Consider the following 13,715-nt stretch of genomic DNA (forward strand, 5'->3'; position numbering starts at 1 on the left):
GCGAAGCGCCGCGCGGGCGGCGCTCGATCTCACAGGCGCTGCATATCTTCTGACAAACACCTGTCAGCCCTGATGCGATCCCTGTGTGGGGCTGCCGGCGATGGGCCGCAGCGCGGCCCCGGCCAACTCAGGTCAGGAAGCGGTACTGGCCGTACCCTGCACGTTTTTGGGTGCCAACCGGAACACGTGGTACAGCACGGTCAGCAGCACCAGGAATGCGGGGCCGATGTACAGCGCCACCCGGGTGTCCTCGAAGTACGCCATCAGGCCCACCACCAGCACCAGGAACGCCAATGCCAGGTAAGAGCTCAGCGGCCACAACCACATGCGGTACTTCAGCCCCTGGCGCTCGGCAGGGGTAAGGCCGGCACGGAATTTCAACTGCGCCAGCAGGATCATCACCCAGGTCCAGATCGCGCCAAAGGTGGCAATCGACGTCACCCAGACGAAGACCTTCTCCGGCACTAGGTAGTTGGCCAGCACGCCCAGCAGCAGCGCGCCGATGGACAGCAGCAGCGCATTGCGGGGCACCCCGTTGTTCGAGGTACGGGCGAAGGCCGCCGGGGCCTGGCCGTTCTGCGCCAGGCTATAGAGCATGCGCCCGGTGCTGAAGATGCCGCCATTGCATGAGGACAGCGCCGCAGTGATGACCACGAAGTTGATGATGCCCGCGGCGGTCTTGATGCCCAGGCGCTCGAAGGTCATGACGAACGGACTGCCCTGGCTGCCAATTTCGTTCCACGGGTAGATCGACAGAATCACGAACAACGCACCGACATAGAACAGCAGGATGCGCCAGAACACCGAGCCGATGGCCTGCGGGATGGTTTTTTGCGGGTTACGCGCTTCACCGGCAGTCAAACCGATCATTTCCACGCCCAGATAGGCGAACATCACCATCTGCAGCGACATCAGCACGCCGGTCACGCCGTTGGGCATGAAGCCGCCGTTGCTCCACAGGTTGGCGATGCCCACTGCCACACCGTCATTGCCCAGGCCGAAGGCAATGATGCCGACGCCGCCCAGCACCATGGCGATGATGGTGACGATCTTGATCAGGGCGAACCAGAACTCGAATTCGCCGAAGGCCTTGACCGCTACCAGGTTGACCGCCCCCATGCTGCCCAGCGCCGCCAGGGCCCAGATCCAGCGTGGCACGTCGGGGAACCAGATCCCCATGTAGATGGCTACCGCGGTAATTTCCGCAACACAGGTCACCAGCCACAGGAACCAGTAGTTCCAGCCAGTGAGAAAGCCCGCCAGCGGGCCAAGGTAGTCCTGCGCATAGCGGCTGAACGAGCCGGCGACAGGGTTGTGCACGGCCATTTCACCAAGGGCGCGCATGATCACCAGAATGGCCAGGCCACCGATGATGTAGGACAGCATGATGGCCGGGCCGGCCATTTCGATGGCCTTGGCCGAGCCTAGGAAAAGACCGACACCGATACAGGCGCCCAGCGCCATCAGACGGATATGCCGTTCGCCCAGTTCACGCTTGAGCGGGCCGCCTTCGGTGGCCTGGCCATGGGCAGGGTGGTTGCCGACTGGCATAGCGATTCAACCTCATTTTGTTATTGGATTTGCCTTCGTGCAGCACCCGCCACGCCGATAGGCGTGGCCTTGGCTTGCCAGGCTGGCCTCGTGGGCCGGCCCGCGTGCCGGGTCAGAGCAACCCGGCAGGGCGAAGGGGCGAGCAGTATAGGAAGACCGTTGAAGGGGTTTTCGCTGTATATCCAGGAATAATCAGCGAGTTCTCCGGAACCCCTGGCACCTTTGATCATCTCCGACAAATGTTTCCGCCTACCCGCTCACCGTCTAAGCTTCAGGCAAGCAAGACGAAAATACCTGGCCGGATTGAAGACTATGGGCGCACTGTGGCAGTCGGAACCAAGCAGAACGGAAGCACCCGAGACACCGCCGGCCGAGACGCCACACCGCAATACCCCCCGGCAGCGTCGGCTATGGTGGCGGCTGATCATCCTCATCGTGCTGGTGGCGCTGGTGGCTGTCGGCTTCGCCGCCTACGACGAATTTCGCACGTCCGAGTTGCAGTCGCGGGAATTCAGCAAGCTCGCCAGCACGCTCACCTACTCGCTGCAGCCCGGCCCCAGCGACGCCATCGTCTACCCCGGTGACGGGCCGTTCGACAAACGCCTGGGTTACAGTGCCTTGGGTGAATTCCTGCCGCGCCTGCTCAAGCGCGACTACCTGATCAGCGAACAGGTCAGGTTTTCCCCGGCGTTGGTGAACTACGTCGAGCATGGGCTGTTCGTGCCCTATATCGAGAAGATCCAGGCGGGCCTGTCGATCACCGACTGCCGTGGCGACATGCTCTACCAGTACAACTACCCGCAGCACCTGTACCCTGACTTCGCCGCCATCCCGCCCGTGATGGTCAATAGCCTGCTGTTCATCGAGAACCGCGACCTGCTTGACACCCAAGACCCGCGCAACAACCCGGCCGTGGACTGGCCGCGCTTCGCCAAGGCCGCCTACAGCCAGGTGGCCAAGTACCTGGCGCTGCCCGGCCAGTCGGCGGGTGGCAGCACCCTGGCCACGCAACTGGAAAAGTATCGCCACTCCCCAGATGGCCTGACCGTGTCGGGGGCCGAGAAGATCCGCCAGATGATTTCGGCCAGCGTGCGCGCGTACCAGGGCGGCCCCGACACCACCGAGGCGCGCAAACGCATCGTGCGTGACTACCTCAATAGCGTGCCACTGTCGGCCGTGCCGGGCCACGGCGAGGTGCACGGCATGGCCGAGGGGCTGCGGGTGTGGTACGGCGCCGACTTCGACCAGGTCAACCAGGCGCTGACGTCCACCGCCACTGACCCGCAAAGCATGGCGGCGCGTGGCTTGGCCCTGCGCCAGGTGCTGTCGCTGATGATCGCCCAGCGGCGGCCCTCGCATTACTTGTCCAAAGGCCGGGTGGAACTGGCCGAGCTGACCGACTCGCACATCCGCGTGCTGGCCGCCAACAAGGTCATCGAACAGCCACTGGCCGAGGCGGCGCTGGCCAGCAAAGCGGTGTACCGCGACTGGGTGGCGCAACCGACCATCGTGCCCATCGTCACCAACAAAGGTATCAGCCTGGCGCGCAACCGCCTGGCGGCCATGCTCAACCGCCCGCTGTACGACCTCGACCGCCTCGATGTCTCGGCTACCAGCACCCTGCAGGCTGACCTGCAATTGCAGGTCAGCCAATACCTGAAGAACCTTGCCGAACCGGCTTTCGCTGCGCAGATCGGCCTGATCGGCGAGCGCCTGCTCACCGCCAAGACCACCGACCAGGTGAGCTACAGCTTCACCCTGTTCGAACGCACCGCCGATGGCTCGCGGGTCAGGGTGCAGACCGACAGTACCGACCAGCCCTTCGACATCAACGAAGGCAGCAAGCTGGAGCTGGGCTCCACGGCGAAGTTGCGGGTACTGACGACCTACCTGGAGATCATTGCCGAACTGCACGACAAGTACGCCGGCAAGCCTGTCGCCGAGCTGAAAAAGGTCGACGTCGCCGAGCTTGACCGCATCACCCAATGGTCACTGGATTGGCTGGCGCAGAACAGCAAGAACCAGAGCCTGGATGCCATGCTCGACGCCGCCCTGGAGCGCAAGTACTCGGCCAATACCGGCGAGGCGTTTTTCACCGGCGGCGGCATGCATGTGTTCAATAACTTCCGCAAGGAAGACAACAACCGCAACCCCACGCTCAAGGATGCCCTGCGCGAGTCGATCAACTTGCCCTTCATCCGCCTGATGCGCGACCTGGTGCGCTATGTGACCTACCAGCAGCCCTACAACCGCGTACCGCTGCTCAAGGATGACGCCGACCCGCGTCGCCAGGAATACCTGGCGCGCTTTGCCGACAAGGAAGGCACCAACTACCTGATGCGCTTCTGGAAGAAATACCAGCGCAAGACCTCGCAACAGCGCCTGGATACCTTCCTCGACAGCATGCGCGTGACCCCGCAACGGTTGGCCGCCGTGCACCGCTACCTGTTCCCCGAAGCGGGCCAGCAAACGTTCAATGCCTTTGTCCGCGCTCACCTCAAGGGTGACAAGAGCGCCCTGGGCAAACTCAACGATGGCCGCCTGGCCGAGATGTACGAGGCCTATGGCCCGGGCAAGTACGACCTGCCCGACCAGGGTTACATTGCCAAGGTCCACCCCTTGGACCTGTGGCTGCTCGGCTACCTGCTGAAGAACCCCAGTTCGACCTTGAGCGAGATGGTCAACGCCAGCCGCTTCGAGCGCCAGGAGGTATACGGCTGGCTGTTCAAGAGCCGCCACCAGGGCGCTCGCGACAGCCGCATCCGCACCATGGTGGAAATCGAAGCGTTCCTCGACATCCACCAGCGCTGGAAGCGCGTGGGCTACCCGTTCGATCACCTGGTGCCGTCGCTGGCGACCGCCATCGGCAGCTCGGGCGACCGCCCTGCCGCCCTCTCGGAGCTGGTCGGGATCATCCAGAACGATGGTATTCGCCTGCCCACACTGCGCATCGACACCCTGCACTTTGCCGCCAACACCCCCTACGAGACCAAACTGATCAGCGACCCGGACCGGGGGGTGCGGATTCTGCCGGTCGAGGTGGCACGCGCCCTCAAAGGCGCCATGTCGCAGGTGGTCGATGCCGGCACCGCCCGGCGCATCTCCGGCAGTTTCAAGCTGCAGGACGGCACGCCCCTGGTCATGGGCGGCAAGACCGGTACCGGTGACAACCGCATCGAAAGTTTTGGCGCCGGCGGCCGGCTGATCGGCTCGCGGTCGCTCAACCGCACCGCCACCTTCGTGTTCTTCCTGGGTGAGAACCACTTCGGCACCTTGACCGCCTTCGTGCCAGGGCGTTCGGCAGAGGCATTCAAGTTCACCTCGGCGCTGCCGGTGCAGGTACTCAAGGGCATGGCACCGATCCTCATGCCGTACCTGCAGCCGGGCAATCCGAACGCGTGCAAGCCGCCGGAAGTGGCCGCGAACTCGACAACGAAAGCGGACGAATCGAACAATTAGATGAGAATCATCAGCAATTGAGGGCTTGTCTTTAGATATATCTTGAGTAATATCTTACGATATATCGCAAAGAAGGAGCCCCTATTCCCATGCGTGAACATACCCCCCATGACCCCTTCGAACGGCGCCCCGGGCGCGGCGAACGCGGCCCCCGCGTATTTGCCCCCGGTGACCTCAAGTTGCTGATGCTCGACTTGCTCGCAAACCAGCCCGGCCATGGCTATGACCTGATCCGCCAGATTGAGAACCTGTTCGAAGGCAGTTACAGCCCGAGCCCCGGGGTGATCTACCCCACGCTGAATTTTCTTGAAGAAGCCGAGCTGATCAGCGGCCAGGTGCAGGGCAGCAAGCGCCTGTATGCCATCACCGAGGCCGGCCGCCGTGCACTGGGGGACCAAGCGGTGGCGCTGGACGGCGTGCGCATGCGCATCGAAGTCAGCAAGCGCGCTTTGCGCGGCCACGACCGCCCGCCTGAAATTCACGAAGCGGTGGGCAACCTGCGCCATGCGCTGCACATGCACAGCGGCCGCTGGACACCTGAAGAAATCGACAGGGTGCGCGACCTGCTCAACCACACCGCCAAAGCCATCGCTTCCGGGCCGGCCGGCGCTGCAACGGAGACGCTCCATGACTAACAGCATTCACCGCGTCAACCACGAGATTCGCCAGCGCCGCCTGCAGGTGCTGCGGGTCACCGAGCTGACCCCGCGCATGCGCCGCATCACCCTCGGCGGTGCCGAACTGCAAGGCTTCACCAGCTTGGGCAGCGACGACCATATCAAGCTGCTGTTCGGCGAAACCCCGGAGCAGCAACAGGCCATCGAGGCCCGCAAGCTGGGCAAGGACAGTGGCGTACGGCCCACCATGCGTGAATACACGCCACGGCGCATAGACCTGGTGGCCAACGAGTTGGACATCGACTTCGTCCTGCATGGCGACGGCCCTGCCTCCACGTGGGCGGCGCAGGCCGCGGTCGGCCACACCCTGAATATCGCCGGGCCACGCGCTTCGCTGGTGGTGCCGGATGTGTTCGACAGCTACTTGCTGATCGGCGATGAAACGGCCATCCCGGCAATCGGCAGGCGGCTCGAGGAGCTGCCCGCTGGCCGCCAGGTGCTGGCGGTGATCCAGATCGAGGATGAGCAGGAGCGCCAGCCGCTGCCGAGCAAGGCACAGGTCGAAGTGATCTGGGTACGCCGCCACCAGGAAGACCTGCTGGCATTGGTGCAGAACCTGACCTTACCGCAAGGCCGGTTGTACGCCTGGGTAGCGCTGGAAAAAAACCTGACCCGCCAAGCCAAGGCGTTGCTGCTGGAAAAAGGCGTGCCCGAGGATGCTTTGAAAGCCGCCGCTTACTGGCGGGCCGACGGCACCGTGGACGACGAATAATCGTTTTCAGCCTGTTCCGGCCTCTTCGCGGGCAAGCCCGCTCCCACAGGTACATCACCAGCCTTGAAGACTGTGGTCTTCCTGTAGGAGCGGGCTTGCCCGCGTAGAGGCCGGCACAGGCTAAGCAAACTTTTGCGCCCCACGCCAACGATCCAGCCCCAGCAACACCAGCCCGATCCCCCAGAACCCCGCCAGCACGCCCAGGGCATTGAGCAGCACTTGCCCGTACCCCAGCCTCGTCACATCGATGAACGGGTAGGCGTACAGGCCAATCTCGCTGCCCCGCCATAAGGCGTAGCCAAAGTATACGGCCGGGTAGAGCGCCCACAGCGCCAGGTGCCGCAGACGCAAATAGCCCTTGGGCACCTCACACCACCAGTACAAGGCATACAGCGCCGGCATCACGTCGTGCAGCAACTCGTCGGCCAGCCATTGCCAGCCCTCGGGCTGCCACAAGTGGCGCAGCAACACGCTGTAGGCCAGCGCTACCAACACAATGCTCGCGGCCACCGCAGAACTCACCGACGGCGAGAGAAAAAAAAGCCTGGCCCGGCCTTCGCGGCCAAACGCCGCATAACTGAGCACCGTAGCCACCAAGGTGTTGGTCAACACCGTGAAATAGCCAAACACGTTGATCAGGCCGCCGATCAGGCTGGCCTGCTCCTGCCAACGCGCCAGGAGTACCAGGTACACCTGCACGGTCAGGCCGAACCAGCCCAGCACCGCCATGCCGGTCAGCCAAGGTCGCCGCAGCACGTTCAGGCCTGACGCTGCAGCTTCACGTACAACTGCTCGACCTTTTCGCGCGCCCAAGGGGTTTTACGCAAAAAAGTCAGGCTCGACTTGATCGTCGGGTTGCTCTTGAAGCAACGCACGTCAATACGTTCGGCCAAGCCCTGCCATTGGTAATGCGCCACCAGCTCGGTAAGGATCTGTTCGAGGGTCTTGCCGTGCAGCGCGTTGTGTTGGGCCGTGCTCATGCTGTACTCCGTAGGAAAGATGCGCACCTTACACGAGTGTAGTGGCGGGTGGGATCCAGCGAGGCCGCAGAAAAATGCTGGCCAGGGAAGAAACCTCTGTGCTGAAATAGTTATGTTATGTTGTAACACTATATGCGCATCTGCCAAGGAACGTCCCCACCTCATGCTGTCTGCACCGCTTCGCCTCTCCCCCCTTGCCGTCGCGCTCTGGCTGGCCGCTTCGCCCAGCCACGCGGTGGAACTTGAACCCCAGGTCATCACAGCCAACCCGCTGGGCAACCGCCAACTGGCCGCGCCCAGCACCGTGCTCGAAGGCGACAACCTGCTGCAACAGCAGCACGGCAGCCTCGGTGAAACCCTGAACAAGCAGCCCGGTGTCGCCTCGACCTGGTTCGGCCCTGGCGCCAGCCGCCCGGTCATTCGTGGCCTGGATGGCGACCGCATTCGCATCCTGCGCAACGGCGTAGGCGCCCTGGATGCCTCCTCGCTGTCCTACGACCATGCCGTGCCGCTGGACCCGGTGACCGTCGATCGTGTCGAAATCGTGCGCGGCCCGGCCGCACTGCTGTACGGCGGCAACGCCATTGGCGGCGTGGTCAACACCTTCGATAACCGCATCCCCGACGCCCCCATCGAGGGCATTCACGGGGCCGGTGAACTGCGTTACGGTGGCGCCGACACCACCCGCAGCACCGCCGGCAAGCTAGAAGCCGGCGATGGCACCTTCGCCCTGCACCTGGATGCCAACAGCCGTCAGTTCAATGACCTGCGCATCCCTGGCTACGCCCGTAGCGCGAAAGTGCGCGATGCCGAGGAGCTCGGCAGCAAGCACCGCCTGGAAAACAGCGATGGCCGCCAGGATGGCGGCGCCATCGGCGGTGCCTACCACTGGGACCACGGTTACGCCGGCCTGTCGTACAGCCGCTACGACAGCAACTACGGCTCGGTGGCCGAATCCGGCGTGCGCCTGGACATGAAACAGGACCACTACGCCTTCGCCTCCGAACTGCGCGACCTCGACGGCCCGTTCAGCTCGGTCAAGGTCGATGCCGGCTACACCGACTACGAACACAGCGAAATAGAGGAAGGCGAGGTTCACACCACGTTCAAGAACAAAGGCTATGAAGCGCGTATCGAAGCCCGCCACCAACCGCTCGGGCCGGTGGAGGGCGTGATCGGTGCGCAAGTCAGCCGCAACGAATTCTCTGCCCTGGGCGAAGAGGCCTTCGTGCCGCACACCGATACCGACAGCCTGGCGTTGTTCATGCTCGAACAGTGGCAAGCGACCGAGCGCCTGAATTTGAGCCTGGGCGCCCGCATGGAACACACCCGCGTGGACCCGGATGCCAAAGGCAACGAGAACTTCGTCGACGCCAACAGCGCCAGCAGCTTCAATGCGTTCAGCCTGTCATCGGGCGCGGTGTACCAGCTCGACCCGGTCTGGTCGCTGGCGGCCAACCTTGGCTATACCGAACGCGCTCCGACCTTCTACGAGCTGTATGCCAATGGCGCCCACGTCGCCACCGGTGCCTATGAGGTCGGTGATGCCAGCCTGAACAAGGAAAAGGCCATTTCCACCGACCTGGCGTTACGCTTCGACAACGGTACGCACAAGGGCAGCGTCGGGCTGTTCTACAGCCATTTCCGCAATTACATCGGCCTGATCGGCACCGGCAACCTGCGCGAAGGCGGGCATGATCACGACCACGATGAAGCTGACCATGATCACGACGGCGGTTTTCCTGAGTACCAGTACCAAGGCGTGCGGGCACGCTTCTACGGCATCGAGGCCCAGGACCGCTGGCAGCTGGTCGAGAACCGTTATGGCAGCTTTGCCCTGGAATTGTCGGGTGACTACACCCGGGCCAAGAACCTTGACAGCGGCGAGCCGCTGCCCCGCATTGCTCCGCTGCGTCTGAACAGTGGGCTGGTCTGGGAGCTGGACCGCTGGCAGGCCCGGGTGGACGTGCAGCACGCCGCCTCTCAGCACCGCAAGCCGGCCAACGAAAGCAGCACCGATGGCTATACCACGCTGGGGGCCAGCGTTGGCTACCGCTTCGACATTGGCCAGAGCCAGTGGCTGGCGTTCGTGCGCGGTGAGAACCTGACCGACCAGACCGTGCGCTATGCCAGCTCGATTCTGCGCGATATCGCGCCAGCACCCGGACGCAGTGTGGAAGTGGGCCTGCGTACCACCTTCTGAAATCGTGGGGGCGCGTGGCGCCCCCATCGCCGGTAAGCCACGTCCCCACATGAACTGCGTCATGCCTGGGTACGCGCAGTTCCTGTGCAAAGCAGACCCTACAGGACATTATTACCAATTGAACAATAATGACCTGCGACAATTTGCCTTTTTTTCTGACGCCTTCCCCTATATCCTCCCCGCCGCAAGCTGAAACGCTTCACTGAACTCCCCCGTTGTCCCATCCATTGAAAGGCTCGCCTTTCGATGCGCTTGTCGTTTTTTCAATAATCAGAAGATAGCGCTATCTCATGCTCCAACTGCCCAAAACCTGTTACATCGGTGTTGCCCTCGCTGCTTTGGCAACCCCCACCTGCGCCAGCGAAATGTTCGCCAACGACTCCCCGTGGATGCTCGGCGACTGGGGCGGCTTCCGCACCCGGTTGCTTGAACAAGGCTACGACTTCACCCTCGGCTACACCGGCGAGATGGGCAGCAACCTGCACGGTGGCTACGACCATGATCGCAGCGCGCGCTACAGCGACCAGTTCACCTTTGGCAGCCACCTGGACCTGGACAAGATTCTTGGCTGGCACGACACCGAAGTGCAGCTGACCATTACCGAACGCCACGGCGACAACATCAGCAACGACCGCATCAACGACCCACGCGTGGGTGGCTTTACCTCGGCCCAGGAAGTGTGGGGCCGCGGTGAAACCTGGCGGTTGACGCAAATGTGGATCAAGCAGAAGTACTTCGACGGCGCACTGGACGTGAAATTCGGCCGCTTCGGCGAAGGCGAGGACTTCAACAGTTTCCCCTGTGACTTCCAGAACCTGGCCTTCTGCGGCTCGCAGGTGGGCAACTGGGTGGGTGGCATCTGGTACAACTGGCCGGTCAGCCAATGGGCCCTGCGCGTGCGCTACAACCTCAGCCCCACGCTGTACGCGCAGGTTGGCGTATTCGAACAGAACCCATCCAACCTCGAGTCAGGTAACGGCTTCAAGCTCAGTGGCAGTGGCACCCAAGGGGCGGTCATGCCAGTCGAACTGGTATGGAGCCCGCGCGTCAAAGGCCTGAAAGGGGAATATCGCGCCGGTTACTACTACAGTAATGCCAAGGCAAACGATGTTCTCAAAGATAGCAACGGCCAGCCGGCAGCCCTGAGCGGCGGCGCCTACCGCAGCAGCTCGAGCAAGCATGGCGTGTGGCTCGGCGCCCAGCAGCAGGTGACTGCACTGGCCTCCGACCAGTCGCGTGGCCTGAGCCTGTTCGCCAACGCGACGATGCACGACAAGAAGACCAATGTCATCGACAACTATGTTCAGGCAGGACTGGTATTCAAAGGGCCTTTCGATGCCCGCGCCAAGGACGACATCGGCTTCGCCCTTGCCCGCGTGCACGTCAACCCTGGCTACCGCAAGAACGCCCGCCTGGCCAACCAGGCAGCCGGCCTTGACGATTACGACAACCCCGGCTTCCTGCCTGTGCAAGACACCGAATACAGCGCCGAGCTGTACTACGGCATTCATGTGGCCAACTGGCTCACGGTCCGCCCGAACCTGCAGTACATCCGCCACCCCGGCGGCGTGTCGCAAGTCGATGGCGCCCTGGTCGGTGGCCTGAAGATCCAAAGCAGTTTCTGAATTTTTTTGACGTGACGGAGAACCTGAAATGAGCACTGAAGGTGCCAACACTGGAAGCCGCTGGCTACCGCGCCTGATCGGCGCGCTGCTGTTGCTGATGGGCCTGGCCCTGCTGGCCGGCGGCATCAAGTTGAGCCAGCTGGGCGGCTCGCTGTACTACCTTGTAGCCGGTATCGGCTTTGCCTTGTCTGGCATCCTGCTGCTGGCCCAACGGCGCATTGCCTTGGGCCTGTACGGCCTGGTGCTGCTAGGCAGCACGGTATGGGCCTTGCTCGAAGTCGGCCTGGACTGGTGGCAACTGGTGCCACGCCTGGCCATCTGGTTCGCCATCGGCGTGGTCCTGCTGCTACCGTGGGCACGCAGGCCGCTGATCGGCCCGGCCAGCACGGCCAACACGGCGGTGCTCAGCGTGGCCGTGGTGGCTGCAGGCGCCTGCGCTTTGGGCAGCCAGTTCACCCACCCGGGTGAGGTGTTTGGCGAACTGGGCCGCGACAGCAGCGAGATGGCCAGCGCCGCGCCGAGCATGCCGGACGGCGAATGGCAGGCTTATGGCCGCACCGAGCATGGCGACCGCTATTCGCCACTGCGCCAGATCACCCCGCAGAACGCCTACCGCCTGGAAGAAGCCTGGCGCATCCGCACCGGTGACCTGCCGACCGAGAACGACCCGGTCGAGCTGACCAACCAGAACACCCCGCTGAAAGTCAACGGCATGCTGTATGCCTGCACCGCGCATAGCCGCCTGCTGGCACTCGACCCAGACACCGGCGCGGAAATCTGGCGCTATGACCCGCAGGTGAAGAGCCCCACCGGCACCTTCAAAGGCTTTGCCCACATGACCTGCCGCGGGGTTTCGTATTATGACGAGAACCGCTACGTCAGCCGCGACGGCAGCCCGGCCCCGAAAATCAGCGACGCCGGCCAGGCCGTGGCGCAGGCATGCCCGCGCCGCCTGTATCTGCCCACCGCAGATGCGCGCCTGATCGCCATCAACGCCGACAATGGCAAAGTCTGCGAAGGCTTCGCCAACCAGGGTGTGATCGACCTGACAACCGGCATCGGCCCATTCACCGCCGGCGGTTATTACTCCACCTCGCCCGCGGCCATTACCCGCGACCTGGTGATCATCGGTGGCCATGTCACCGACAACGAGTCGACCAACGAGCCGTCTGGCGTCATCCGCGCCTACGACGTGCACGACGGCCACTTGGTGTGGAACTGGGACAGCAACAACCCGGAAGACACCAAGCCGTTGGCCCCCGGCAAGATGTACAGCCGCAACTCGGCCAACATGTGGTCGATCGCCAGTGTCGACGAAGACCTCGGCATGATCTACCTGCCGCTGGGTAACCAGACCCCAGACCAGTGGGGCGCTGACCGCACGCCGGGCGCCGAGAAGTACAGCGCAGGTGTGGTGGCCCTGGACCTTGCGACCGGCAAGGCACGCTGGAACTACCAGTTCACCCACCACGACCTGTGGGACATGGACGTCGGCAGCCAGCCGACCCTGGTGCACCTGAAGACCGACGATGGCGTAAAACCGGCGATCATCGTGCCGACCAAGCAGGGGAGCCTGTATGTGCTCGACCGCCGCGACGGTACGCCAATCGTGCCGATCCGTGAAATCCCCACCCCGCAAGGTGCGGTGAAAGGCGACCACACTTCGCCGACCCAGGCCCGTTCCGACCTTAACCTGCTGGGCCCGGAACTGACCGAACAAGCCATGTGGGGCGCCACCCCGTTCGACCAGATGCTGTGCCGCATCCAGTTCCGCGAACTGCGCTACGAGGGCCAGTACACCCCACCATCCGAGCAGGGCTCGCTGGTCTACCCAGGCAACGTAGGCGTGTTCAACTGGGGCAGCGTATCGGTCGACCCGGTGCGCCAGTTGCTGTTCACCTCGCCCAACTACATGGCATTCGTGTCGAAGATGGTGCCGCGTGAACAGGTTGCCGAGGGCAGCAAGCGCGAAAGCGAAACAAGCGGCGTGCAGCCGAACACCGGTGCCCCGTATGCCGTGACCATGCACCCGTTCATGTCGCCCTTGGGCGTGCCGTGCCAGGCCCCGGCCTGGGGCTACGTCGCCGCCATCGACCTGTTCACCAACAAAGTCGTGTGGAAGCACAAGAACGGCACCACCCGTGACAGCACACCAGTGCCGATCGGCCTGCCGGTTGGCGTGCCCAGCATGGGCGGCTCGATCGTGACCGCAGGCGGCGTCGGTTTCCTCAGCGGGACCCTCGACCAGTACCTGCGCGCCTACGACGTGAACAACGGCAAGGAACTGTGGAAAGCCCGCCTGCCAGCGGGTGGCCAAGCCACCCCGATGACCTACACCGGCAAGGACGGCAAGCAATATGTGCTGGTGACCGCGGGCGGGCATGGCTCGCTGGGCACGCGGATGGGCGATTACATCATCGCTTACAAATTGGCTGAGTAAGCTGCAAGTCACAAGCTACAAGCCGCAAGTAAAAGCGGGGCCAATGCGGTCCCGCTTTTTTCTTGCAG

General features: G+C 63.3%; 9 protein-coding genes. 6 read left to right on the forward strand and 3 right to left on the reverse strand.

What is annotated here, in order from left to right; genetic code table 11:
• Nucleotides 1-132: 132 nt before the first annotated feature.
• The gene (locus tag ACF8SD_RS13310) at nt 133-1,551 is read right to left on the reverse strand and encodes an amino acid permease (RefSeq protein ID WP_173890863.1); all 1,419 of its coding nucleotides are present in this window, start codon (nt 1,549-1,551) and stop codon (nt 133-135) included.
• Between the two features lie 312 nt (nt 1,552-1,863).
• On the opposite strand from ACF8SD_RS13310, the gene ACF8SD_RS13315 reads away from it, so the two are divergent.
• From ACF8SD_RS13315 to ACF8SD_RS13325, 3 genes are all read left to right on the forward strand, one after another.
• Nucleotides 1,864-5,010, forward strand: a complete 3,147-nt coding sequence (locus ACF8SD_RS13315; RefSeq protein WP_392483532.1) for a transglycosylase domain-containing protein — start codon at nt 1,864-1,866, stop codon at nt 5,008-5,010.
• A gap of 89 nt (nt 5,011-5,099) precedes the next feature.
• Nucleotides 5,100-5,645 (forward strand): PadR family transcriptional regulator, encoded by a 546-nt coding sequence (locus ACF8SD_RS13320; protein WP_173890865.1) that lies wholly within the window; start codon nt 5,100-5,102, stop codon nt 5,643-5,645.
• Nucleotides 5,638-6,399 carry a siderophore-interacting protein gene (locus ACF8SD_RS13325; RefSeq protein ID WP_173890866.1) on the forward strand — a complete coding sequence of 254 codons (762 nt, stop codon included), beginning with the start codon at nt 5,638-5,640 and terminating at the stop codon, nt 6,397-6,399. Before ACF8SD_RS13320 ends, ACF8SD_RS13325 begins: the two co-directional genes overlap by 8 nt.
• 120 nt (nt 6,400-6,519) lie before the next feature.
• Here ACF8SD_RS13325 and ACF8SD_RS13330 read toward each other — a convergent pair whose 3' ends face one another.
• Nucleotides 6,520-7,155 (reverse strand): Pr6Pr family membrane protein, encoded by a 636-nt coding sequence (locus ACF8SD_RS13330; protein ID WP_173890867.1) that lies wholly within the window; start codon nt 7,153-7,155, stop codon nt 6,520-6,522.
• Between the two features lie 2 nt (nt 7,156-7,157).
• Nucleotides 7,158-7,379 (reverse strand): VF530 family DNA-binding protein, encoded by a 222-nt coding sequence (locus ACF8SD_RS13335; protein ID WP_003252112.1) that lies wholly within the window; start codon nt 7,377-7,379, stop codon nt 7,158-7,160.
• Nucleotides 7,380-7,542: 163 nt separating this feature from the next.
• Between ACF8SD_RS13335 and ACF8SD_RS13340 the strand changes: the two genes are divergently transcribed.
• The 3 genes from ACF8SD_RS13340 to ACF8SD_RS13350 all read left to right on the forward strand — a co-directional run bounded on the left by ACF8SD_RS13340 (nt 7,543) and on the right by ACF8SD_RS13350 (nt 13,647).
• Nucleotides 7,543-9,582 carry a TonB-dependent receptor gene (locus ACF8SD_RS13340; RefSeq protein WP_392483533.1) on the forward strand — a complete coding sequence of 680 codons (2,040 nt, stop codon included), beginning with the start codon at nt 7,543-7,545 and terminating at the stop codon, nt 9,580-9,582.
• 290 nt (nt 9,583-9,872) lie between these two features.
• Nucleotides 9,873-11,207: a carbohydrate porin gene (locus ACF8SD_RS13345; protein WP_173890869.1), complete on the forward strand. Its 1,335-nt coding sequence runs from the start codon at nt 9,873-9,875 to the stop codon at nt 11,205-11,207.
• Nucleotides 11,208-11,235: 28 nt separating this feature from the next.
• On the forward strand, nt 11,236-13,647 hold the full coding sequence (locus ACF8SD_RS13350) for a glucose/quinate/shikimate family membrane-bound PQQ-dependent dehydrogenase (RefSeq protein ID WP_110679982.1): 2,412 nt from the start codon (nt 11,236-11,238) through the stop codon (nt 13,645-13,647).
• Nucleotides 13,648-13,715 lie beyond the last annotated feature (68 nt).

It is taken from the genome of Pseudomonas sp. CJQ_9, from assembly GCF_043106615.1.
In the GTDB taxonomy this organism is placed as follows: domain Bacteria; phylum Pseudomonadota; class Gammaproteobacteria; order Pseudomonadales; family Pseudomonadaceae; genus Aquipseudomonas; species Aquipseudomonas juntendi.